The 21,013-nt window shown below is 66.8% G+C and carries 23 protein-coding genes; 5 read left to right on the top strand and 18 right to left on the bottom strand.

Annotated elements, in window-relative coordinates; genetic code table 11:
* The first annotated feature begins 129 nt into the window (after positions 1 to 129).
* Positions 130 to 1,497, top strand: a complete 1,368-nt coding sequence (secY, locus tag SH591_RS14730) for a preprotein translocase subunit SecY (RefSeq protein WP_324749733.1) — start codon at positions 130 to 132, stop codon at positions 1,495 to 1,497.
* Positions 1,498 to 1,582: 85 nt separating this feature from the next.
* The gene (locus tag SH591_RS14725; protein ID WP_324749732.1) at positions 1,583 to 3,499 is read left to right on the top strand and encodes a BCCT family transporter; all 1,917 of its coding nucleotides are present in this window, start codon (positions 1,583 to 1,585) and stop codon (positions 3,497 to 3,499) included.
* Positions 3,500 to 3,507: 8 nt separating this feature from the next.
* Here SH591_RS14725 and SH591_RS14720 read toward each other — a convergent pair whose 3' ends face one another.
* Genes SH591_RS14720 through SH591_RS14710 form a run of 3 tightly spaced genes read right to left on the bottom strand, consistent with a single transcriptional unit; the run spans position 3,508 to position 5,559 of the window.
* Entirely contained in the window at positions 3,508 to 3,999 is a 492-nt protein-coding gene (locus SH591_RS14720; RefSeq protein ID WP_322831745.1) for a MarR family transcriptional regulator, read from the bottom strand.
* A 46-nt stretch (positions 4,000 to 4,045) separates the two neighbouring features.
* The gene (locus SH591_RS14715) at positions 4,046 to 4,927 is read right to left on the bottom strand and encodes a phytanoyl-CoA dioxygenase family protein (RefSeq protein ID WP_324749731.1); all 882 of its coding nucleotides are present in this window, start codon (positions 4,925 to 4,927) and stop codon (positions 4,046 to 4,048) included.
* Complete coding sequence (locus SH591_RS14710) at positions 4,924 to 5,559, bottom strand: acyl-homoserine-lactone synthase (protein WP_322831747.1); 636 nt, start codon at positions 5,557 to 5,559, stop codon at positions 4,924 to 4,926. The genes SH591_RS14715 and SH591_RS14710 overlap by 4 nt, the downstream gene beginning before the upstream one ends.
* A 108-nt stretch (positions 5,560 to 5,667) precedes the next feature.
* Here SH591_RS14710 and SH591_RS14705 point away from each other — a divergent pair, with 108 nt between their 5' ends.
* Positions 5,668 to 7,086 carry a cytochrome P450 gene (locus SH591_RS14705; RefSeq protein WP_324749730.1) on the top strand — a complete coding sequence of 473 codons (1,419 nt, stop codon included), beginning with the start codon at positions 5,668 to 5,670 and terminating at the stop codon, positions 7,084 to 7,086.
* Here SH591_RS14705 and SH591_RS14700 read toward each other — a convergent pair.
* The 3 genes from SH591_RS14700 to SH591_RS14690 all read right to left on the bottom strand — a co-directional run bounded on the left by SH591_RS14700 (position 7,061) and on the right by SH591_RS14690 (position 9,851).
* The gene (locus SH591_RS14700) at positions 7,061 to 7,834 is read right to left on the bottom strand and encodes a helix-turn-helix transcriptional regulator (RefSeq protein ID WP_322831749.1); all 774 of its coding nucleotides are present in this window, start codon (positions 7,832 to 7,834) and stop codon (positions 7,061 to 7,063) included. The two genes, SH591_RS14705 and SH591_RS14700, sit on opposite strands and share 26 nt — an antisense overlap.
* 234 nt (positions 7,835 to 8,068) lie before the next feature.
* Positions 8,069 to 8,713 (bottom strand): GntR family transcriptional regulator, encoded by a 645-nt coding sequence (locus SH591_RS14695; RefSeq protein ID WP_322832976.1) that lies wholly within the window; start codon positions 8,711 to 8,713, stop codon positions 8,069 to 8,071.
* A gap of 52 nt (positions 8,714 to 8,765) precedes the next feature.
* Positions 8,766 to 9,851, bottom strand: coding sequence for an alpha/beta fold hydrolase (locus SH591_RS14690; protein ID WP_416385191.1), 1,086 nt, complete (start codon positions 9,849 to 9,851; stop codon positions 8,766 to 8,768).
* A 144-nt stretch (positions 9,852 to 9,995) separates the two neighbouring features.
* Between SH591_RS14690 and SH591_RS14685 the strand changes: the two genes are divergently transcribed.
* Positions 9,996 to 10,706, top strand: a complete 711-nt coding sequence (locus SH591_RS14685) for a response regulator transcription factor (RefSeq protein WP_324749729.1) — start codon at positions 9,996 to 9,998, stop codon at positions 10,704 to 10,706.
* Here SH591_RS14685 and SH591_RS14680 read toward each other — a convergent pair.
* Together SH591_RS14680 and SH591_RS14675 are read right to left on the bottom strand one after the other, a co-directional pair.
* The gene (locus SH591_RS14680) at positions 10,660 to 12,003 is read right to left on the bottom strand and encodes a hybrid sensor histidine kinase/response regulator (RefSeq protein WP_324749728.1); all 1,344 of its coding nucleotides are present in this window, start codon (positions 12,001 to 12,003) and stop codon (positions 10,660 to 10,662) included. The two genes, SH591_RS14685 and SH591_RS14680, sit on opposite strands and share 47 nt — an antisense overlap.
* A gap of 45 nt (positions 12,004 to 12,048) precedes the next feature.
* Complete coding sequence (locus SH591_RS14675; protein ID WP_324749727.1) at positions 12,049 to 12,417, bottom strand: hypothetical protein; 369 nt, start codon at positions 12,415 to 12,417, stop codon at positions 12,049 to 12,051.
* Positions 12,418 to 12,763: 346 nt separating this feature from the next.
* On the opposite strand from SH591_RS14675, the gene SH591_RS14670 reads away from it, so the two are divergent.
* Positions 12,764 to 13,873, top strand: a complete 1,110-nt coding sequence (locus tag SH591_RS14670) for a sigma-54 interaction domain-containing protein (RefSeq protein WP_324749726.1) — start codon at positions 12,764 to 12,766, stop codon at positions 13,871 to 13,873.
* Here the strand turns inward: SH591_RS14670 and SH591_RS14665 are convergent, their stop codons facing one another.
* From SH591_RS14665 to SH591_RS14620, 10 genes are read right to left on the bottom strand one after another with little or no spacing between them, the layout of a single operon-like run.
* On the bottom strand, positions 13,874 to 14,260 hold the full coding sequence (locus SH591_RS14665) for a flagellar export chaperone FliS (protein WP_324749725.1): 387 nt from the start codon (positions 14,258 to 14,260) through the stop codon (positions 13,874 to 13,876).
* Positions 14,261 to 14,294: 34 nt separating this feature from the next.
* Positions 14,295 to 15,908 carry a flagellar filament capping protein FliD gene (gene fliD, locus SH591_RS14660; protein ID WP_324749724.1) on the bottom strand — a complete coding sequence of 538 codons (1,614 nt, stop codon included), beginning with the start codon at positions 15,906 to 15,908 and terminating at the stop codon, positions 14,295 to 14,297.
* 44 nt (positions 15,909 to 15,952) lie between these two features.
* The gene (gene flhB, locus SH591_RS14655; RefSeq protein ID WP_324749723.1) at positions 15,953 to 17,092 is read right to left on the bottom strand and encodes a flagellar type III secretion system protein FlhB; all 1,140 of its coding nucleotides are present in this window, start codon (positions 17,090 to 17,092) and stop codon (positions 15,953 to 15,955) included.
* Positions 17,092 to 17,871, bottom strand: coding sequence for a flagellar biosynthetic protein FliR (gene fliR, locus SH591_RS14650; RefSeq protein ID WP_322832968.1), 780 nt, complete (start codon positions 17,869 to 17,871; stop codon positions 17,092 to 17,094). Before fliR ends, flhB begins: the two co-directional genes overlap by 1 nt.
* Positions 17,871 to 18,143: a flagellar biosynthesis protein FliQ gene (fliQ, locus tag SH591_RS14645; RefSeq protein WP_322832967.1), complete on the bottom strand. Its 273-nt coding sequence runs from the start codon at positions 18,141 to 18,143 to the stop codon at positions 17,871 to 17,873. The genes fliR and fliQ overlap by 1 nt, the downstream gene beginning before the upstream one ends.
* Before the next feature lie 2 nt (positions 18,144 to 18,145).
* Positions 18,146 to 18,865 carry a flagellar type III secretion system pore protein FliP gene (gene fliP / locus SH591_RS14640; protein ID WP_324751398.1) on the bottom strand — a complete coding sequence of 240 codons (720 nt, stop codon included), beginning with the start codon at positions 18,863 to 18,865 and terminating at the stop codon, positions 18,146 to 18,148.
* 40 nt (positions 18,866 to 18,905) lie between these two features.
* Positions 18,906 to 19,178 (bottom strand): FliO/MopB family protein, encoded by a 273-nt coding sequence (locus SH591_RS14635; RefSeq protein ID WP_322832965.1) that lies wholly within the window; start codon positions 19,176 to 19,178, stop codon positions 18,906 to 18,908.
* On the bottom strand, positions 19,175 to 19,498 hold the full coding sequence (gene fliN / locus SH591_RS14630; RefSeq protein WP_322832964.1) for a flagellar motor switch protein FliN: 324 nt from the start codon (positions 19,496 to 19,498) through the stop codon (positions 19,175 to 19,177). Before fliN ends, SH591_RS14635 begins: the two co-directional genes overlap by 4 nt.
* Positions 19,495 to 20,451, bottom strand: coding sequence for a flagellar motor switch protein FliM (locus SH591_RS14625; protein ID WP_324749722.1), 957 nt, complete (start codon positions 20,449 to 20,451; stop codon positions 19,495 to 19,497). The genes fliN and SH591_RS14625 overlap by 4 nt, the downstream gene beginning before the upstream one ends.
* Positions 20,448 to 21,008 carry a flagellar basal body-associated FliL family protein gene (locus tag SH591_RS14620; protein ID WP_324749721.1) on the bottom strand — a complete coding sequence of 187 codons (561 nt, stop codon included), beginning with the start codon at positions 21,006 to 21,008 and terminating at the stop codon, positions 20,448 to 20,450. The genes SH591_RS14625 and SH591_RS14620 overlap by 4 nt, the downstream gene beginning before the upstream one ends.
* Between the last annotated feature and the right edge of the window lie 5 nt (positions 21,009 to 21,013).

Here is a 21,013-nt window from a genome sequence, read left to right as displayed (position 1 = left end):
AATACATTTCATATGACGCAGCAATAATAATCATTTGTCTTCGGCACGAGGGGTGAACACATTCCCTTGGCGACAAGAGCCGCACGCGCGGCTCCGCTTTTCCCTCTGCGTCTCGAGGTTTCGACAGCAATGGCAACGCAAGCCCAGGCTTTGGCCGCCAATTTCAGCCTCGCCAACTTCGCGCTCGCCACCGACCTCAAAAAGCGGCTCTGGTTCACGCTCGGCGCACTCGTCGTCTTCCGGCTGCTGAGCTTCGTGCCCCTGCCCGGGATCGATCCCCGCGCGCTCAACGCCTTGTTCGCGGGCACGCGCGGTGGCGTGCTCGATTTCTTCAACATGTTCTCGGGCGGCGGCCTCGAGCGGATGAGCCTGATCGCGCTCGGCGTGATGCCCTACATCACCGCGTCGATCGTAATGCAGCTCGCCTCGTCCATGTCGCCGACGCTCGCCGCGCTGAAGAAGGAAGGCGAGAGCGGTCGCAAGAAGCTCAACCAATATACGCGCTACGGGACCGTGTTCCTGTGCATCATCCAGGGCTATTTCATCGCGGTCGGGCTCGAGGGCTGGGGCTCGGGACAGGGCGGCTCGGCGGTGCTCGATCCCGGCCCTATGTTCCGCATCACCACGGTGGTCAATCTGGTCGGCGGCACGATGTTCCTGATGTGGCTGGGCGAGCAGATCACCAGCCGCGGCGTCGGCAACGGGGTCTCGCTGATCATCACGGCCGGGATCGTGGCGCAGCTGCCGACCGCCGTCGCCCAGGCCCTCGAAGGCGGCCGCACCGGCACGCTCTCGCCGATGGTCATCATCGGGGTGCTGGCCTTCGCCGTCACGCTCATCATCTTCATCTGCTTCATGGAGCTCGCCCAGCGCAGGGTGCTGATCCAATATCCCAAGCGGCAGGTGGGACGCGGCGGCATCCAGGCCGATCGCTCGCATTTGCCGCTAAAGCTCAACACGGCGAACGTCATTCCGCCGATCTTCGCTTCCTCGCTGCTGCTGATGCCGCTGACGATCGCGCAATTCGCGGGCAATCGGATCGAGGGCGGCACCACCTCCGGCGACCTGCTGATCACCGTCACCACGGCGCTCCAGCATGGCGCGCCGCTCTACATGGCGCTCTACGGCGCCGGCATCATCTTCTTCACCTTCTTCTACGTCGCGGTCGTGTTCAACCCGGAGGAAACGGCCGACAACCTCAAGCGCTACGGCGGATTCATCCCCGGCATCCGCCCCGGCAAGCGCACCGAGGAATATCTCGATTATGTGCTGACCCGCATCACCGTCGTCGGCGCGGCCTATCTCACGCTCATTTGCCTCGTGCCCGAATATCTGATCGCCCGCGCCGGCATCCCCTTCTATCTCGGCGGCACGAGCCTGCTGATCGTCGTCAACGTCACGATGGATACGGTGTCCCAGATCCAGAGCCACCTGATCGCCCACCAATATGGCGACCTCATCAAGAAGGCGAAGCTGAGGAGCAGCCGGCTGCTTTAGGCAGCCGAGCTACCGGGCACGTCCCGGCCCCGGACGCGTAACCCTGCCGATTGGCTTCGCTTTCGGGAAAGGGTAAACAGCGGGCATGCCGAAGCACCAGATGAACCCGCGTGTCTTTTTCGGCGCGACGGCGATCATCGGGCTGCTGCTGGCCGGCGCGATGCTCGCGCCCGGGACGTTCAACATTCTCTTCGGCCGCGCGCAGGGCTGGGTGATCGACAGTTTCGGCTGGTTCTACGTCGTATCCGTCTCGCTATTTCTGTTCGCCGCTCTCGCCCTCGCGTTCGGGCGAGCGGGGCGATTGCGCCTCGGCCCCGACGATGGCGAGCCCGATTTCCCCTATGTCTCCTGGCTGGCGATGCTGTTCGCGGCGGGCATGGGCATCGGCCTCATGTATTTCGCGGTCGCCGAGCCGGTGCAGCATTATATCGCGCCGCCCGACGCCCAGTCCGGCACGATCGACGCCGCGCGCGAGGCGATGGTCATCACCTTCACCCATTATGGCGTGCACGCCTGGGCGATCTACGCGATCGTCGGGCTGAGCCTTGCTTATTTCTCGCACCGCAAGGGCCTGCCGCTGACGCTGCGTTCCGGCCTCCACCCGCTGGCCGGCGACCGGATCAACGGCGTGGCCGGCGATGCCATCGACATTTTCGGGATCTGCGGAACGGTGTTCGGCCTCGCCACGTCGCTGGGCTTCGGCGTGTCGCAGATGGCGGCCGGCCTTTCCTATGTCTACGGCCTGCCCAACACCGTCACCGTCCAGGTCGGGATCATCATCGTCGTGATGGGCGCGGCGACCCTTTCGGTCCTGAGCGGAGTCGATCGCGGCGTTCGGCGCCTGTCGGAGCTCAACCTGGTCCTCGCCATTTTGCTGATGCTGTTCGTGCTGGCGGTCGGGCCGACCCTGTTCCTGCTGCGCGCGCTCGTCCAGAATTTCGGCCTGTATCTCGACCACTTCTTCGTGCGCAGCTTCACGCTCTACGCCTATGAGCCACGGGCGTGGATGGCCGATTGGACCTTGTTCTACTGGGCCTGGTGGATTTCCTGGTCGCCCTTCGTCGGCATGTTCATTGCACGCATCTCGCGCGGCCGCACGATCCGCGAGTTCGTGGTCGGCGTCCTGTTCGTTCCGAGCGGCTTCACCTTCCTGTGGATGACCGTCTTCGGCAACACCGCGATATCGCTCGATCTCGGCATCGCGGCAGGCGGCATTGCCGATGCCGTCCAGGCCGATCTGTCGACCGCCTTGTTCAAGTTCCTGGAATATCTGCCGGGGACCGCGATCACGTCGACCCTCGCGATTATCCTCGTCGGCGTCTTCTTCGTCACCTCGGCCGATTCAGGCTCGCTCGTCATCGACACGCTCGCTTCCGGGGGCGCCGAGCAGACGCCGCGCTGGCAGCGCATGTTCTGGTGCGCCCTTCTGGGCGCGACCGCCGCCCTCCTTCTCCTTGCCGGCGGCCTCGGCGCGCTGCAGGCGGCGACTTTGATGGCGGCTTTGCCCTTCTGCTTCATCATGTTCCTCCTGATCGCAGGGCTGTTCCGGCAGACCAATGCCGATCTCGAAGGGACCTCGCTGTCCCAGCCGGTGCCCGCAGTCGGCGAGCGGCTGCGCCGCCTGTTCGTTCCGGCCACCCAGGAGGACATTGCCCGCCAGATCGCCGACAATGGCGCGCCTGCCCTGTTCTCGGTGCGCGACGCCCTCGTCAAGGAAGGCTGTGCGGGTTGCCGGGTCGACGCCGCCGATAGCGCTGCGACATTGTCCGTGGACTTCGCGCCTGGCCGCTCGTTCGTGTATCGCCTCTATGCCCGGTCCCGCCCGCTCCCCGCCTTCACCCCGGTCGACGCGCCGGAAATGCGTCGCAACCTCACCTGGGCGCTGGCGGCGCAGGTCGAAGGCGACGCGCGGGTCCGCGACATGACCGACCTCAGCAGAGACCAGATCGCGCACGACGTCCTCGAACAACTCGAACGGTGGCGCCCCCCGCTCCCCGCATAACCGCCCAATCAGGGCATGAAGAAGCCAGATTCGCCGCTCGCGCGATCGTTGGCGGGCACGCCATCCATGTCCGGTTCGGTTCGGGCGCGCAGGCCGGCGACGAAGCACAAGGCCATCTTCTCGAGAGCGGCGGCGCTGAGCTTGAGGTGGCTGCTCCTGCGGTCCTCCGGGTTGGCGCAGCGGATGAGCAGCTTGCGGTCGGTCATGTGGGCGATGTTGCGCAACGCCGTCGTCGCCGGAACCGAAGCCGCCGAGCAGACTTCGCTAACGCTGACATGGCGCCCCTCCCCGGCCGCGATGAACAGGTAGAGGAGAATGTCCCACACGGGATCGGCGAACAAAGCCCCGCCGAACAGCCGCTCCCGCTCGCGCCGCCCCGCATAGGACCGGCGCGCGGCGCACAGCATCCAATGTTCAGGCTGGAATCGGGTCCTGAGCGGGCGGGCCGGCTCGACATAGTCCATCCGCGATTCCGCGACAGGCGACAACATCTCCATCATTCCAGCTCCCTCTGGATTGTGGTCGGAAAAGGGGGGTTCCAGGTGGTCATGACCAGTCCTGGCGCGCCGCGAACTGCTCGAGGATCGCCTGCTGCTCGGACGTCATGTTCTCGGTCGCGGCGAGGAAATCGGTTTCGCCGTCGAGCAGCCGCGACGGGCAATTTCCATCATAGCTGCCGAGATTGGCATTGTGGCGGCGATAGCCGATCAGGTCGGTCAGCTGCCGCGGGAAATGGCGCGCGACATGCGGTGGATAAGTAAGGCTCATATTCTCGAACTGCTTGAGCCAGCCGAGCGCGTAGCTGATCACCATGCCGCGCCGCGGCGCAGCCGACCGGTTGGCGCCGGCGCCGTGGACCACCGAGCCGAGGTAGAGCAGGGCGTCCCCGGGCTCCATCTCCGCCACCACGGCCTCGGACATCGGGACGCGGCGCTCGGCGAGATCGTGGTTGGTGCCGGGCCACAGGCGCGTCGCGCCGTTCTCGGCGGTAAAGGGGGTGAGCGGCCACATCACGTTGACCAGATATTCGATCCCGGCGACCGGCCGCTGCCACATGTCCTGGTCCCGGTGCGGCGCCTGCGCGCGCTCGCCGGGCAATATCTCGATCGCCTGGGTGAGATTGAGCTGGACCCGGTCGCAATGCGGCAGCAGCGCCCGATCGACCAGATCGAGGATGAGGGGATTGAGCACGAAGCCGGCGGTCCGCGCGCTGCGCGTCAGCAGAGCATGGAAACGCTTTGTGCTGTGGCCGAAGAAGAATCCGTCGCACCGGCCGATCCGTTCGAAACGAGCATCGAAGTCGGCGGCCAGGGCCGCGACCTCCTTCGGAGGAACGAGCGCACGCAGGATGCAGTAGCCTTCGCCCAGCAATTGCCGCCCCGCCTCGTCGGCAGCGCTCGGCCGGGGCGGAAGCCAGGGCGCGTTCATGCCGCGCTCCTCATCGGCTCGCCATTCTCGATGACGCCGGCCTGGCGCCGCTCCATGCGGGCGATCGACTCCGCGTCGATGACGATCTCCAGCGCCTCGATCAGTTGGCCGTCGTGCAGCGTCGGCAGCGACAGAGGCGCGACGGTCCACCCAACGGACAGCAGGGCCGGCACGCGCTGCGCCTCCGCCACCAAGGTGTATCGGTCGATGCCATTGCGTCGGGCGAAATCGACGAGACCCCAGGCCAGGCGGCGGTGGACGCGCAGGATGTTGGTGCCGGCGCCTCCGTCGGGCGCGGCGACGAAGCGGGAAATTTCCCACACGCTTTCGCCCGTCGGCGCGCCATCGGGGCAGAGATCGGCAAAGATGGTACTGAGCATATGCGGCCGGGTGGTCGGCAGCAGCCGCACCGACCCGAGATGCCGCCCGGTCTCGTGGGCTACGGCCATGATGTAGACCGCATATTCGTCGTCGAATTGGTCGATCTCGAGCCAGCTCCCGCGCGACGAGAGCTGCCAGTCGAGCCGGTCGACGAAGACCTGCTTGCGATGATGGTGCATCTCCATCAGCGGCCGGCTGAACGTCCACCTGTCCTCCGGATGGACGACCTCGATCTGCATCGCCTTCTTCATGGGCCGTAGCGTAAATCGGAGAGGCCAACGACTTAATCCCGGTAGTTACCGGGGTGGAACGGTCGCATCCGAGCATGAGACAAGCACCTCAACAGCGCGGAGGCGACCATGAACCAGATGACACCGGCTTTGGCCTTTGCGGGCGCCGACCGTGGCCGGCGCTGGCATTCGGACGCCTCGGCATTCGACCGGATCGGCAAGCCGGGCGCTCGCGAGCTCGCCCATATTCCGGGCAAGAAGGGCCTGCCCTTGCTCGGTATCCTGCCCGAGGCGGTGCTCGATCCGATCGGCTTTGCGCGGCGGATGCACGCGCGCCACGGTCGCGTGTACCGCTTCTACGCATGCGGCAGCTGGAACGTGCAGATCATCGGGCCCGAGGCCAACGAGCTGGTATTGTTCGACCGCGACAGCAGCTTCTCGGCATGGGGCGGCTGGTCGCCGGTGATCGAACCCTTCTTCCCCGGCGCCCTGCTGATCCAGGACGGCGAGCGCCACCGCGCCAACCGCCGCATCCTCGGCGAGGCCTTCCGCCAGCAGAAGCTGGCCGGCTACCAGGCTTTGCTCGACGCCGAAATCGCCCGCACGGTCGACAGCTGGATCGGCCGCACCATCGACGTCTATGACGAGGTGAAGCGGCTGACGCTGCGGATCGCGGCCTCGACCTTCCTCGGTATCGAAATCGGAGGCCGCACCGATGCGGCGATGAAGGCCTTCGCCCGCATGATGACGGCGCTGACCGCCCTCGGCCACAATCGCTGGCTGAGCCCCGTCGCCGCGCGCGGCTATCAGGGGAAGGCTTTCCTCGAGGCCTTCATCCTCGATCTGATCGCGGAGAAGCGCGCCAATCCGGGCGACGACATCCTCTCGCGCATCTGCCATCTCGAGGACGAGGACGGCACCCGGCTCAGCGACGACGAGATCCTCAACAGCATCATCTTCCTGCTGGCCGCAGCCCACGACACGATGGCTTCGGGCCTCACCTCGACGCTTTATTATCTCGGGCGAGGCCGCTGGTGGCAGGACTGCATCCGCGCCGAGATCGACAGCGCCGGCCTGGCGCAACCGGTCGATGCGGCTTTGGCCGATCTGCCGCTGCAGGACATGAGCTTCAAGGAGGCGCTGCGCCTCAACGCCACGGCGCCGGTGATCTGGCGCCGCGCGACGCGGCCCTACAGCATCTACGGCTACGACCTGCCGGCCGGCACGATCACCGGCGTCAGCCCGATGCTGGTCCATCTCGATCCGGAAATTTGGCCCGATCCGCTCGATTTCAACCCGCACCGCTTCACGCCGGAGGCCGAGGCCCTGCGGCACAAGCACGCGTTCGTGCCGTTCGGCGGCGGCGTCCACAAATGCCTCGGGCTGCATTTCTCGCAGCAGCAAGCGCGGATCTTCATGACCCGCCTTTTCTCGAAGGCGGAATTGCGCATCGTCAATCCGGACGCGGCGCGCTGGTATCACTGGCCCAATTGCCGTCCGCGCGGACGGCTGGAGGCCAGGGTTACTGCAATACCTGCGAGAAGGTGATCTGGGAGTTGAACAGGGCCCGCACGATCAGCTGCTGCCGCGTGGCGACGCAGTAGCGGCGCTTCGCGCCCTCGATATATTCGTTGACCGTGCGCCGGGTGAGGCCGAGCAGTTGCGCGATGTCGGTGTCGCTCTTGCCGCGTGCGGACAATAGCACGCAGTCGATCTGCCGGTCGGTGAGCGGCACGCTGTTCAGCGTTGATCCGTCATGGGTCCGCGCCAGCCGGCGCGCCGCTTCGAAGCCGTAAGTGGCGAACGACTGCAGCGCCGGCGCGAGATGGCGCGGAAAGGGCCGGCTCGGGCCGACCGTGAAATGGACCGAGCCGCTATATTCGCCCGGTATGTGGTTCGGCACGACGAAGCTGTCGGCGAGGCCATAGCGGCGGCCGATCTCGAAACGGCTGCGGTGATGGTCGGTGAGCGGCATCATCGTGACCACATCCGACCAGAAAAAGCCCGCTGTCGTCTTCTCGCAGGCCAGCAGCACGGGGTCGTCGCGCCACCCGCCATGCTCGCGCTGAACGGCGACGAACTCGGCCGGATAATTGCTGATCTGGACGGTCCCGGGGGCCGGCTTGCCGAAATCGACATGGTGGCTCATCAGGAAATAATCGAGCCCGAAGCGCGGCAAGACCTGGCTGATCATTTCCTGCAGAGACTTCAGCGATTCCGCCATTTGCGCCGCGGCCACGAAGTCGCGAACGTGCGGAAAAGCCTCGCTCGCGCGTTCAAATACGACCTCAGGCATGGGGATGACCGTGAAGCATAGCGCCCGTTTTACCAGTCATCCCGGATGAATCCTACCCCCCGCCCAAGGGATCAATCCAGACGATTACACAGTCTCGCAAGAGAAGGTTGGGCGCCCGGCAAATCGTTTGAAGAAGACGATCAAGACACCGTCTTGATCTTCACTTCCGGCATCCGACGGGCCGGCCGGACTTCATTTGCGGTCCGGCGCGGCGACACATCCTTGAGGGAGCGACTAACCTTCCGCAGCGAGCTGTCCGCGCAGCTCCGCCAGCGTCTTTCCGAGATGCTCGCGCGCGAGACCCGCAATATCGCCGCCGACCAGCCACGCCTCCAGCATCTGGCGATGCTCTTCGGTGGCGCGCACGTCGCGGCCGATCGGCTCGAGATGCTTGCGCACGTAACGCTCGGACATGACCTGGAGCCGGTTGATGATGGCGATGGTGATGCTCTGGCGCGACGGCCGGACAAGGGCGAGGTGGAAGGCGCGGTTGTAGGCGCCGACCTCGTCGTCGCCGGCGTCGGTGACCCGGTCGACCCGGTTCAGCGCCTCGATCGCCGCCTGCCGCTCCTCCTCGGTGGCGCGCGTCGCCGCGACCTGCATCGCATCCGGCTCGAGCTTCAGGCGCAGCGCATAGACTTCCTCGGCCTCGGCGGTGGTGAGCGGGCGCAGGAAGAAGCCGCGATTGGGCTGCGACACGATCAGCCCGTCCTCCTCGAGCCGGGCGAGCGCTTCGCGCAGCGGGATCTTGCTGACGCCGAGCTCGGCGGCGAGCTTGTCCTGCTTGATCGGCCGGTCGGCCGGGACCTCGCCGGCCAAAATCCGGTCGCGAACGACATCGACCAACTGGTCGGCAAGACTACGTACAAGCAGGGTCATATAGGGCTCTTAGCGTCTCCCAATCGTTTGTCGCGTGGTACGATGGCGCGGATCACTTCTCGGTCCGCGCAAGAAGATCGAGCAGATCCTGCTTCCAGAAACGCGCCCAGGTGTGCGTGCCGTGGCCGCGGGTCTCGTCGGTCGCCTTGATCAGCCGATATTTCCCGTTGGGCAGGCGGGCCGCGGCCTTTTCGGCGATGCCATAATCCCAGGGATTGATGAAATCGTCGCTGCTGTTGATCCACGTGATCGGCGTCGTGATCTTCTCGAGATGCGGCGAGGGATCGTAGTTGCGCGACGATTCCAGTTGATAGATCAGGTCGTTGGCGTCGCGGGTGGCGATGTCCTTCGTGACCCGGTCGGTGATGTAGGCGTCGGCGGCGTTGCGCGTCGGATAGGCCTTTTGCAGGTAGAGCGGCGCGAAGCCCGCCACCTGGAGCAGGCTGGACGCGGTGCGCAGCCCCTGCACCGGCTGGGCGGAATAATCGCCTCCGCGCCACGCCGGATCGCTGCGGATGCCCTCGATCGCGGCCTTGCGCCACATCCGGTTATGCCCGGCAATCTGCGTCGGCAGGCACGCCATCGGCAACATCGCCCGCATGAAATCCGGATGACGCGCGCCCCACACGAAGCCGTGCATGCAGCCCATCGACGTGCCCATCAGCAATCGCAGCCGATCGACCTTCAGCCCCTCGACGAGCAGGCGCCGCTGCGCCTCCACCATGTCGTCATAATCGTAATGCGGAAAGGCCATGCGCAGGCCGTCGCTCGGCTTGGACGATCGGCCATGGCCGATATTGTCGGGAAGGATGACATAGTAACGGCCAAGGTCGAGCGGCTGTCCCGGCCCGAACAGTTCCTGGGCGAACTGGGGCGCGAGAAACTGCCTGCCGCTGCCGCCGGTTCCGTGCAGCACCATGACCGCGTTGGTGACCCGCCCGCGCGCGTCGCGGACCGGCGTGCCGAGCGTTCCATAATGAAGCTTCAGCGCCTTCATCGTCCCGCCCGAGCCGAAGCGGAAGTCCTTGAGGGTGACCTGGCCTTCCTTCAACTGCGCGGCATAGTCGACGTCCGCCGCCGAGGCGGGGGCCGCGCCGAACAACAGGAGCGCCGCGAGCAGTTTGACTGAGAAGGTCACGCATTTCCCCTTGTCGCGGTCGGGGCCAGCCTAGAAAGCCTGCGCTTCGGGTCAACACCCGCCGGACCGATTTGCTCTTTGTGAATGGTTAGCCACTCGTTAGCTATTGGGCGGTAGGCGTGAGGTGTGGGGGGGAGTCTTGTCATGAGCAGTGCGAACATCGAGCGGCATTGCGCCGAATTTCCGGCCGAAAAGCCGGGACTGCGCGCACTGGTGATCGACGATCACGAGCTGATCCGCGACGGCATGCGCCGCGTTCTCGAAGATGCGCTCGAATTCAGCGAGGTCCGGCAGGCCGCCACGCTCGACGAAGGCCTCGAGCTGCTCGGCGCGGGCCTCTCGCCCGACCTCATCCTCGTCGATCTCAACATGCCGGGCAGCGACGGCCCGGAATCGCTGGTGGCCCTGGTCGACGCCTTTCCCGAATCCAGCATCGTCGTCATGTCCGCCTCAGAAGCGAAAGAGGACGTGCTCGGCTCGCTCGCCGCGGGCGTCGACGGCTATGTGCCCAAGTCCCTGGCGGTGCCCGAAATGGTCGCAGCGCTGCAGCAGGTTTTGAGCGGCGGCACCTTCGTGCCGCGCGGCCTTACCCGCGGCGCCAGCGCTCCCGCCAAGCCGCGCCAGCCGCTCGACGGGCTCGACAATCTCACCGCGCGCCAGCGCGAGGTGGTCGAACAATTGCTGCTCGGCCAATCGTCCAAGGAAATCGCCCGCGTGCTCGACGTCGCCGAAGGCACCGTCAAGATCCACCTCGCCGCGGTCTACCGGGTGCTCGGGGTCAACACGCGCGCCGCGGCGATCTCGAAGCTCATGACGAACGGCTACGTCCCAGGATGCGCGACGCCGCTTTCGTAAGGTCCGCTGCCGAGGCCGGCTTGGTCAGCCATTCGCGCCCGCTCACCTTCAGCTCCGCCAAAGCGTCGCTGGTCGTCGCGCCGGTCACGATCAGCGCGGCCAGCGCCTCGCCCCGCGCCTGTTCCAGCTCCTCCAGCAGAGCGATGCCGTTGGCCGCGCCGAGATTGAGATCGAACACATAGATGTCGACCGGGCCCGCGCCGAGCACGCGCACCGCCTCGGCCGACGACGCCGCCTCGACCAGCGCGCCGGCATCCTCGAACGCCTGGCGCATCGCATCGCGCGCGAAATCCTCATTGTCGGCGACCAGCACGCGTACCCCTTCGAGCCGCGCCGGCGCGGCCTGAGCGAGTTGGACCGACGCTTCCGGGTCGGCCCGCGGCACCAGGATCGAGAAGACGGTGCCCCGGCCGACCTCCGAGCGAACCGCAAGCCGGTGGCCGAGCAACTCGGTCATGCCGTCGACGATCGCGAGACCGAGCCCGATGCCGCCGTCCGGACGCGCGGATTCGCCGCGCACGAATTCGTTGAACAACGCCTCCAGCTTGTCCTCGGCGATGCCCGGGCCCGTGTCGTGCACCTCGATATTGACCCCGCTCCCGACGCGTCGGCAGCCGACCAGCACCCGACCCCCTTCGGAATGCTTGAGGGCGTTGCTGACGAGATTGCGCAATGCGATCTCGAGCAGGTTCGGATCGCTTTGGACGAGGAGGTCGCTGTCGATCACCTTGACCCGCGCCTCGCCCCCATTCGGGTCGGCCGAGTAAGCGACCACGTCGGCGAGCAGGCCGCCGACCCGGAACGGCTCGGGCTGCGGGTCGAGCGCGCCGGCTTCGAGCCGGGCTAGATCGAGCAGGGCCGAGAACATCCGGCTCATCGTGCGGATGGCGCCGTCCATGTTGCCGACGATCTTGCGCGCGTCGTCGGTCGCGACGCGCCGCTCGAGCGCTGCGACGTAAAGTGCAAGCGCGTGCAGCGGCTGGCGCATGTCGTGGCTGACGGTGGCGAGGAAACGCGACTTGGCCTTGTCGGCCTCCACGGCATGCGACCGCGCCGCCTGGAGCTCTTCATAATAGCGGCCTTGGATCTCGGCGCTGCGGGCCGAGACCCGGCGCTCGGCGCGGACCGACCAGGCTGCAATCAGCAAGGCGATGACCGACAGCGCTGCCAGCCCATAGACAACCAGCTCGGACCGCCGCAGCACCACCGACAGCACCAAAATGGCGGCGACGACCAAGGCAGCGGCGGCGAGGAGCCAGGGACTGGGGAGAGCGGCTGGCGCGTCGTCGTCGTACATTCGGCCTCGATGCGGAAACCACGGTATCCGCACAGCTAGACCGGATCAGTGCGAGACGTCCACCGTCAGTTGGTCGAGCCAGGCCTTGAGGCTCTCGGGATGGGCGGGCTTGGCGATGCAGCTGTGGCCGGCGGCGCGAGCCTGGCGCTCGGCATGACCGCTGACGCTGCCGGCGAGCAGCAAGGCCGGCGCGACGACGCCGCTGTCGGCGGCATGGCTGACGCCTTCGGAAAGCCGGTAGTCGCTGATGATTGCGAACACTTCGGAGTGGCGCGCCTTCGGCAGCATATCGCTGACATTGCGGCCATGGAGGCAATCATAGCCCCAATCGGCGAGCAACGTCGCCAGCGCATCGGCGGAGCGTGCGTCTTCTTCCAGTACGAGAACCAGTCTGGCGCCGGCGCGAGATTTCAATTCAAGCTCCGTTGCGCCCTCCCGTTGGCGCGGGAGATGATGGAATCCCATGGCCTCGCCCCCTTAGTCCGAACGGACTAGACCCAAGGCCTAGCCGACGCGTCGGGAGCTATGTCGAACGAACAGTCCGAAACGCCTAAGTCAAATCACCAGACGCACAGGCCGTCCGCAAGATCGCAGTACTAGCACTCATGAACAGTCCGGCGGACTGCCCTTATGCATGATTTACCGCGACCCCGCATTCGAGGCATAACATACCCATTATAGAGGGAATAACGGCCGACCATCGCTTCGCTTTAAATTTTTTTCTAAAGCGAACGAAGCGGTCCGGGGGGAAAGTAGCCGAATGGACATGCGCCACGACATCGCCGCTGCGGCGGAGACGTTGCTGATCGGCGAGAGCCGCGCGATCGTCGAAGTGCGCCGGCTCGTCCGCCAGGTCGCGCCGAGCGACGCCTCCGTGATCGTCACCGGCCCTTCGGGCAGCGGCAAGGAAATGGTCGCCCGCGCCATCCACGCCGAGAGCGACCGCGCCGCGCAGCCGTTCGTCGCCGTCAACACCGGGGCCATCCCGCGCGACCTGCTGGAGTCCGAATTGTTCGGCCACGAGAAAGGCTCGTTCACCGGCGCGATCAACCAGCATCGCGGTCGCTTCGAGGAAGCGCACAAGGGTACGCTTTTCCTAGACGAGATCGGCGACATGCCGGCCGACATGCAGGTGAAATTGCTGCGCGTTCTCGAAGAGCGCGCCATCCAGCGCGTCGGCGGCCGCGGCGAAATCGCCGTCGACAGCCGCATCGTCTCCGCCACCCATCGCGACATCGACGAGGCGATCGAGCAGCAGCGCTTCCGCGAGGATCTCTATTACCGCCTTGCCGTCTTCCCGATCGATCTGCCCTCGCTGGCCGAGCGCCGCGAGGACGTGCCGCTTCTCGTCCGCCATTTCCTGCGCAGGGCCAAGGCCAATGTGAAATTGAGCCAGGCCGCGATGGACCGGATGGTCGGCCATGCCTGGACCGGCAATGTCCGCGAGCTCCGCAACGTCGTCGAGCGCGCCACGATCCTGTTTGCCGGCAAGACCGTCTCGGCCGAGGAAGTGGAGATCATCCTGCAGCCGCGTGGCCGCCGCGCCGCCGCCGTGCCCGCCGTCGAACGCGATGCACGCGCCCTCCAGGCCGAGCTGGCCGCCGTCTGGGAGGCCGCCGAGCGCGCTGCCCCGCCTGCCCCGGCTCCCGCCAATGCCGACGCCCTGCCCGAAAACGCGGTGCGGCTCTCGTGCGACGAACCGGTCGACCTGCGCATGATCGTCGCCGATCTCGAGCACCGCTACATCAGCGAGGCGCTGCGCCAGGCCGACGGTGTCGTCGCCGAGGCCGCGCGCTCGCTGTCGCTGCAGCGCACGACCTTGATCGAGAAGATGCGGAAATACGGGCTCGTCGCCCGCGAAGCGGCCTGATCAGATAATCTCGTTCCAGGCGCTGGCGATCTCGGCCAGCATGGCGCGCGCCCGCTTCAGCGGCTCGACGTCGCATTCGCGTCCGCCCTGCAAGGTCAGCCGGCGCGCCTCCCGATAGATAAGCGACAGGCTCTGGGCGATCTCGCCGCCGCTCACCATGTCGAGACTGCCTTCGAGGCCGCCGAGGATCGAGAGGACGCGCGCCTGGTGCGACGCGATCTGGGCGCGGTCGCGCTTGGCGCCCGCCGCGAGCAATGCATCGAAGCCCTTCATCAGCTCGTCGAACAGGATGGCCACCAGCTGCTGCGGCGAGGCCCCCTCGACGCGGCTGGTCAGGTCGATCGCCTGGTAGCTCGCGCGCGCGGCTCCGAAACGGGAAGAGGCCATATACATTCGTCGTCTCCGCTCGCGGACGCGCCGCTCAATTGTTGCCGCTGGTCCACATCTTCACCTGCTGCTCCAGGTAGGATTGCGTCGCCTTGAAGGCCGACACGCGCCTCTCCATCGCAGCGAAGTTCTTGACCAGCTGGTTGTAATAGGCCTCGGATCGCATCTCGAGCGCCTCGCGGTCGTCGGCGATCCTCTCGGCTTCCTTGGTCAGCCGCTCCTGCGCGCCTGCCATCGACCCCGAGCGAGACCGCACGGAATCGCGGATCGCCTGGAGAGCACCGCCGAGCCCGGCATCGAAGGTGAGCGTGGCGCTCGCAACGGCGCCGTCGACCTGGACGATGAGACCGGGCGCCGCCGATGTCGCCGACCCGATCAAACGCGACCCGGAGGACGTCATCGCCACATTGTTGATCTTGCCGCTGGCCCCACTGCCGCTGTTCGGCAGCAGGTCCGTGAGGGTGTAGACCCCGGGCTTCAGGCTGTTCGGCCGGTTCACGATCGAAACCAACGGGCTGCTGCTGTGCTGGCGCGGGTTGAACATCGCCTCGACGCCATCCGGGTCGCGCGCCAGCGCCGCCTGCAGGGTCTCCGCCTGAACGCGCAGCGTGCCGTCGCGATTGGTGGCGACACCGATCTCCGCGAGGGTCGCCGGACCGCCGGTGGAGCTCAGCACCGTGGTTGGCAGAGCGGAGAGCTGGCGCTGCATGTCGCGGACGCTGAGATCACCGCGCAACGGACCGGCATTGCCGCCCGCTTTCCCCGCCGGCGCCGTCGCATCGGCGAGCATGCGGTGCAGCTCGTTATAGGCCGTGACGAAATCGTTTACTGCCTGGCTGATCGCTGCAGCGGGACGGGTGACGCCCAGCGCCACCGTGGTGCCCGGCACGGCCCGCTTGAGGCTGAGTTCTACGCCCGGAATGAGGTCGTTGAAGCTGTTCGAGCTGCGTCGCACCTCGACCCCGTCGAGGCGGACGATGGCATCCTTCGCTTCCTGGGCCGCCGTCAGGCCGCCGGTCACGGACGGGCCGAACGCGAAGCGCTCCAGCCCGCTCGTCGTCCCGCCCGCAACGTCCAGGGTGAAGGCATTGATCTCGCCGGTGGCGCCCTTCAGCACCAGACGCGCGCTGCCGGCCTGCGTCACGATGCTGGCCGTCACGCCGGCCTTCTTGGCGTTGATCGCGTCGGCCAGGCCGGCCAGGCTGTTGTTGGCGGCATCGATCGTGACGGTGAAGCTGCCGGCCGCGGTGACCAGGGTCAGGTCGCCCTCGCCGACCGCTGCGGCGGACGACGCCAGGCCGGCCGATTCCAGTGTCTGCGACTGCGCCAGCTGGCGCACCTCGAGTTGGGCGGCAAGGCTGCTGATATCCTTGCCGGCGATGGCGGTAGCGCCGAGCACCGTCGGGTCCGACACGCTCGGCTGGGTGAAAAGGGAGCCGCCCGAAACCAGCGCCGAAAGTGCCGACGCGAAGCTGTCGATTGCGTTCGACACTTCGGCCAGCGCGGAGACCTTGGCCCCGTTCTGCTCCTCGCGCCGCTTCAGCAGCGCCTCCTTGGGCGCCTTGGCGGCCGCGGCCAATTCCTCGACCAGCGTCTTGGTGTCGATGCCAGAGCCGGCGCCGAGGCTGTATCCGATCGATGAAACCATGGTTTCCCTTCCTCGGGTGAATTAACGGCGCGGCGGCGCCTGGCTTAAGCTTCCGCGCGGCCCTTCTCGTCGAACCGCGCGCCCGTCGGCACTTCGATGTCGGGCTGGATGCCGCCCTCGGCGACGATCCGATCGAGATTGAACACGAAGGCGAGCACGGTCGCGACCGCCATGTAGAGATCCTCGCGGATCACCTGGCCGGTGCGGGCGGTGTAATAGATGGCGCGCGCGAGCTGCGGATAGCTCAGCACCGGCACCTCATGCTCACCGGCGAGCTCGCGGATGGCGGCGGCGGTCGCGCCCCTACCCCGCGCGACCACGATCGGCGCGGCGTCGGTGCCCGGGCGATAGCGCAAAGCCACCGCGAAATGGGTCGGGTTGGTGAGCACGACGGTGGCTTCCTGCACCGCCGTCCGCGCCGATCCGCGCAATACTTCGTGCTGGCGGCGGCGGATCGCGGCCTTGAGTTCGGGCGAGCCGTCGGTCTGCTTGGACTCGTCCTTCACCTCCTGCTTGCTCATGCGCAGGCGGCCGCCACGCTGGAAGATCTGGGCGGGCACGTCGATCAGGGCGATCAGCGCCAGCGCCAGCGCCATGACCAAGACGGCCAGGATGAAGGTGTTGCCGAGCGTGACGATGGCCGGCCGCACGTCCGACGAGGCGAGCCCCATCATCTGGTTGAACTGGTCGTTGAGCAGCCAGTAGCCGACCGCGCCGAGCACGCAGACCTTGGCCAGCGACTTCACCAGCTCGATCAGGCCCTGCACGCCGAAGATGCGTTTGAGGCCGGAAAGCGGATTGAGCTTCTCCGGCTTGGGCGCGAACGCCCCGGCGCGAAACCCGAACGAGCCGAGCATCGCCGACGATCCGATCGCGGCAAGGATCGTCAGGGCGAACAGGGTGATCAGCGGTACGATCGCGATCCCGGCAAGGCGCAGGGCGGCGTCGCGCGGCTCGAAATTGCGGATGTCGCCGGCGTCGAAGGTAAGCCCGTCGATCAGCATCGTCTCGAGCGTGCCGACCAGCATCGGCCCGGCCAGCGCCATCCACGCGGCGCCCGCCAGCATCACCAGGGCTGTGGCGAGCTCCTTGGACTGGAGGACGTCGCCCTTCTGCGCCGCGTCGCGCCGACGCTTGTCGGTCGGCTGCTCCGTCTTCTGGTCTTTTTCCGGCGCCTTCGACATCAGCCGCCCAGTGCGAGTTCGCGGGACATTTCCAGCCCCTGGGTGATCGCGGCGATGATCCCTTCGCCCATGACCGGCGCGGCCATGGCGAGCAGCACCATGCCGGCGAGCAAAGCGGCGGGAAGGCCGACGGCGAACAGGTTGAGCGCGGGCGCGGAGCGGGCGAGCACGCCCATCACGACCTGGACCAGCACCAGGGCCGATCCGACCGGGAGCGCGATCGACAGGCCGGCCGCGAACAGCACGCCGCCGAACAGGACGAGGCTCCAGATGCTGTCGTTGCTCATCCAGGCCGCGCCGGGCGGCAGCGCCTTGTAGCTTTCGACCACGGTCGCCGCGAGCGCGAGATGGCCGCCGATGGCGAGGAACAGGAAGGTGCCGAGGATGGCGAGGAACTGGCCGATCGCCGGGTTGGACTGGCCGCTGGCCGGGTCCATCATGCCCGCAAAACCGAGGCCCATCGCGTTGCTGATCGTCTCACCGCCGACGAGCGCCGCCGAAAAGCCGATTTGCACGGCAAAGCCGAGCGCGAGGCCGGCCATCACCTCGCCGGCGATGAGCATGAACCCCTCGATCGAGGCGAGCCCTTCCATCGGCAGCTGGAAATTGGTCGCGGCGAGCGCCGGGATGCCGATCGCGAGCGCGACGATCAGGCGAAGCTGGACCGGCACGAAGGCGGCGCCGAAAATGGGCGCGACGATGAAGGCCGCGCCGGGCCGCACCATCGCCACCATCCACAGCCAGAGCTGCGCCTCGAGGCCGGCGAACCCGGTCGGCATTAGCGCGTGATCTCGGGAATGCGGTCGAACACTTCGTGGGTGAAATCGACCATCAGCATCATGATCGCGCCGCCGAACAAGGCGAGGCACACGCCGACGATCATCAGCTTGGGCACGAAGCTCAACGTCGCCTCGTTGATCGAGGTCGCGGCCTGGATCATGCCGAGCACGAGGCCGGCGAGCAAAGCCGGAATCAGGATCGGCGCCGAGGCCAAAGCCAGGATCCAGAGCGCCTGCTGGGCGACGCCGATGAAATAATCGGGCCCCTCCACGATCAGCCTCCCGCGAAGGAAGCAGCGAGCGAGCCCATGGTCAGCGCCCAGCCGTCGACGAGGACGAAGAGGAGGAGCTTGAACGGCATCGACACGATCGTCGGCGACAGCATCATCATGCCGAGCGCCATCAGGGTCGACGCGACGACAAGGTCGATGATCAGGAACGGCAGGAAGATCAGGAAGCCGATCTGGAAGGCGGTCTTGAGCTCGCTGGTGACGAAGGCCGGCAACAGGATCGAGAACGGCACTTCATTGGCCGAGCGGAAGGCCGGGACCTCGGCGAGATCGGCGAACAGTTTGAGATCGGTCTCGCGCGTCTGCCCGATCATGAAGCCATGGAGCACGTCGCCCGAGCGGCTGACCGCTTCCTCGATGCTGATCTGTCCCTCGCCATAAGGCGTGTAGGCGCTGGCGTTGATCTGCTCGATCGCCGGCCGCATCACGAAGATCGACAGGAACAGGGCGAGCCCGACCAGGACCTGGTTGGGCGGCGTCTGCTGCAGGCCGAGCGCCTGGCGCAGGATCGAGAGCACGATGATGATGCGGGTGAAACTCGTCATCATCAGCACCAGCGACGGCAGCACCGTCAGCAGGCTCATCAGCAACAGGATCTGCAAGGACAGCGACAGCGGACGGCCGTCGCCGGCGATCGTGTTCACCGCGCGATCGAGCGCGCCGGCCTGCTGCGCCTGCGCCGGGTCGGCGAAGACGAACAGCATCAGGGCGAGCGGGAGCAATGCTCCCGCAATCCGGAGCGCCTTAGTCACGCGCTTCGGCCGGGATCGTGGTTTCCGAGAGCAGGTCGATCTTGCCGCGCGCGACGGCCAGCAGCAGCCTTTTGTCGCCGAACTCGACGACCGCCAGCCGGCCGGTCGCGCCGAGCGGCAGGGCGTCGACCATCTTCACCATGCGGTTGCGCTGGCCGAGCGCCATGCCGGGCTGGGCCTTGCGCCACAGCCACAGCGCGCCGAATGCGAGGCCGCCGACCAGCGGCAGCATCACCAGCAGCTTCAAGATATAAGCGGTCATCATTTGCGGCGTTCGAGCCCGGCCATGCGGACGTCGGCATCGACGACGTCCACGATCCGGACGCCGAAGCGCCCGTTGACGGTCACGACTTCGCCGCGGGCGATCAAGGTGCCGTTGGCCATGATGTCGAGCAATTCGTGGGCCTGGCGGTCCAGTTCGACGACGCTGCCTTCGGCAAGGTCGAGCAGTTCGGAAAGCTTGAGCGCGGTGCTGCCGACCTCGACCGACAGGCGGATCGGAATGTCGGCGAGCAGCCGGTAGTTGCGGCTGACGAGATCCTGGGGATCGCCGGACATTACCGGCAGTTCTTCGACTTCGCTCATGTCAGGCTCCTGTATCCCATCTTTTCAATTCTCAGTGCCGGCCGCCCGTCCGTTTCGCCGATCGTGCCGTGGGCGACGGCGCGGCCGGCGACGATCAGCGGCACGTTGGCCGGAACGGTGATCGGGATGATGTCGCCGGGCGCGAGCTTCAGCAGGTCGGTAAGCGGCATCGACGGCCGGGCAAGGACGCTGCGCGCGTCCAGCCGGACATTGCCCAGGGCCGCCGAAAGGCGCTCGCGCCATTCGGCGCTGTTGATGGCGGCGTCGTCGCGCACCTTGGCCGAGATTTCGTCCTCGACGGCGCGCAGCGCCGACACCGGATAGAGCACGTCGAGGGTGGTCGGGTTGCCCTGGAGCGGGATCACGGTGAAGCGCGCGACCGCGACCGGCTCCTCGCGATTGACCAGGGTGGCATAGGCGGTGTTGGTCTCGCGCGACATGAGCTGGGCGGTGACCGGCATCACTTCGGACCAGACCTCGACCAGGGTTGCGATCAAAGCCTCGGTGAGGCGGAGCAGCAGGCGCTCCTCGGTGGCGGTGAACTCCGCGCCATGCGCGCTCGCGCCGGATCCGCTGCCGCCGTAGAAAGCGTCGACCAGCTGGCTGACGCATTCCGGCTCGACCGCGAGCAGGACGCCGCCCTTCAATGGCCGGAAGCGGTACAGGCTGAGGCTGGTGAATTCGGCCTTCTCCTCGCGCCAGCTCTCGAAGCGGCGGACCGTGACCGGGGTCGCGGCCACGCGCGGCTTGCTGCGCGCGAACGGCTCGATCACGTCGCGGATGCGACGCGCCATGCGCTCGCTCATCCGGTCGAGCGCCGGCAGCGCCGACATCGGACGAAAGGATTCGGCACCGAAGGTGAAGGCCTGGGCGCCGCCCGATGCGCCAGCCTCCGCGGCCGGAGCCTCGGTTTCGACGATCTCGGCCGTGCTGGAGGGCTTCTTCTTGCTCATTGCATCACGAAGCTGGTGAAATAGACGTCGTCGATGCCGCCGAAGCCGGCTTTGGCCTTCAGCACGTCGTTGACCGCGGCGGTGAGCTTGGTCTTGAGTTCGGCCTTGCCGTCGGCGGTGGCGATCCGGACCGGATCCTGGTCGGCCAGCGTCAGCAGCACGGCCGAGCGCACCGCCATTTCGTGCAGCGCGACATTCTGCAGCACGCGGTCGTCATAATAAGTCGAGACGCCAAGCCCGACCTGCACGAACCCCTCGGTCCCGCGCAGGTTGGACGTGAACGCGTCCTTCAGCGGATAATAGCTTGCCTTGAACTGGCCGGGCTCGGCCGGGCGCTCGCCCCGCACCGCATAATTGCTCGGCGTCACGCCGTCGCGCGGCACCAGATGAGGCCGGTTCGCATCGACCGAATGGCCGCCGCCCATGCCGGGGATCAACCCCGCGCCGGCGGCATAGAAAGCGCCGCCGCCGACGCCGCCCAGGACGACGCCCACGGCGAGCAGCCGGACCAGCTTGCCCTTCTTCTTGGGCTTGGGCGCTGCTTCCTTGTCGTCCATTGTCT

Origin of the sequence: Sphingomonas sp. LY54 (genome assembly GCF_035594035.1) — a bacterium.
GTDB lineage: Bacteria > Pseudomonadota > Alphaproteobacteria > Sphingomonadales > Sphingomonadaceae > Allosphingosinicella.
The sequence above is the reverse complement of the archived record's forward strand: the minus strand, read 5'-3'. Positions and strand labels throughout refer to the sequence as shown.

What these genes read in the sequence shown, in the direction of transcription:
- SH591_RS14680 (WP_324749728.1), bottom strand. Translation starts at nt 12,003, where the DNA reads ATGTACGACGACGACGCGCCAGCCGCTCTCCCCAGTCCCTGGCTCCTC.
- SH591_RS14710 (WP_322831747.1), bottom strand. Translation starts at nt 5,559, where the DNA reads ATGAAGAAGGCGATGCAGATCGAGGTCGTCCATCCGGAGGACAGGTGG.
- SH591_RS14635 (WP_322832965.1), bottom strand. Translation starts at nt 19,178, where the DNA reads ATGATGACCGCTTATATCTTGAAGCTGCTGGTGATGCTGCCGCTGGTC.
- SH591_RS14715 (WP_324749731.1), bottom strand. Translation starts at nt 4,927, where the DNA reads ATGAACGCGCCCTGGCTTCCGCCCCGGCCGAGCGCTGCCGACGAGGCG.
- secY (WP_324749733.1), top strand. Translation starts at nt 130, where the DNA reads ATGGCAACGCAAGCCCAGGCTTTGGCCGCCAATTTCAGCCTCGCCAAC.
- SH591_RS14700 (WP_322831749.1), bottom strand. Translation starts at nt 7,834, where the DNA reads ATGCCTGAGGTCGTATTTGAACGCGCGAGCGAGGCTTTTCCGCACGTT.
- flhB (WP_324749723.1), bottom strand. Translation starts at nt 17,092, where the DNA reads ATGTCGAAGGCGCCGGAAAAAGACCAGAAGACGGAGCAGCCGACCGAC.
- SH591_RS14705 (WP_324749730.1), top strand. Translation starts at nt 5,668, where the DNA reads ATGAACCAGATGACACCGGCTTTGGCCTTTGCGGGCGCCGACCGTGGC.
- SH591_RS14620 (WP_324749721.1), bottom strand. Translation starts at nt 21,008, where the DNA reads ATGGACGACAAGGAAGCAGCGCCCAAGCCCAAGAAGAAGGGCAAGCTG.
- fliD (WP_324749724.1), bottom strand. Translation starts at nt 15,908, where the DNA reads ATGGTTTCATCGATCGGATACAGCCTCGGCGCCGGCTCTGGCATCGAC.
- SH591_RS14670 (WP_324749726.1), top strand. Translation starts at nt 12,764, where the DNA reads ATGGACATGCGCCACGACATCGCCGCTGCGGCGGAGACGTTGCTGATC.
- SH591_RS14725 (WP_324749732.1), top strand. Translation starts at nt 1,583, where the DNA reads ATGCCGAAGCACCAGATGAACCCGCGTGTCTTTTTCGGCGCGACGGCG.
- SH591_RS14720 (WP_322831745.1), bottom strand. Translation starts at nt 3,999, where the DNA reads ATGATGGAGATGTTGTCGCCTGTCGCGGAATCGCGGATGGACTATGTC.
- SH591_RS14665 (WP_324749725.1), bottom strand. Translation starts at nt 14,260, where the DNA reads ATGGCCTCTTCCCGTTTCGGAGCCGCGCGCGCGAGCTACCAGGCGATC.
- SH591_RS14625 (WP_324749722.1), bottom strand. Translation starts at nt 20,451, where the DNA reads ATGAGCAAGAAGAAGCCCTCCAGCACGGCCGAGATCGTCGAAACCGAG.
- fliP (WP_324751398.1), bottom strand. Translation starts at nt 18,865, where the DNA reads ATGCTGTTCGTCTTCGCCGACCCGGCGCAGGCGCAGCAGGCCGGCGCG.
- fliR (WP_322832968.1), bottom strand. Translation starts at nt 17,871, where the DNA reads ATGCCGACCGGGTTCGCCGGCCTCGAGGCGCAGCTCTGGCTGTGGATG.
- fliN (WP_322832964.1), bottom strand. Translation starts at nt 19,498, where the DNA reads ATGAGCGAAGTCGAAGAACTGCCGGTAATGTCCGGCGATCCCCAGGAT.
- SH591_RS14685 (WP_324749729.1), top strand. Translation starts at nt 9,996, where the DNA reads ATGAGCAGTGCGAACATCGAGCGGCATTGCGCCGAATTTCCGGCCGAA.
- SH591_RS14695 (WP_322832976.1), bottom strand. Translation starts at nt 8,713, where the DNA reads ATGACCCTGCTTGTACGTAGTCTTGCCGACCAGTTGGTCGATGTCGTT.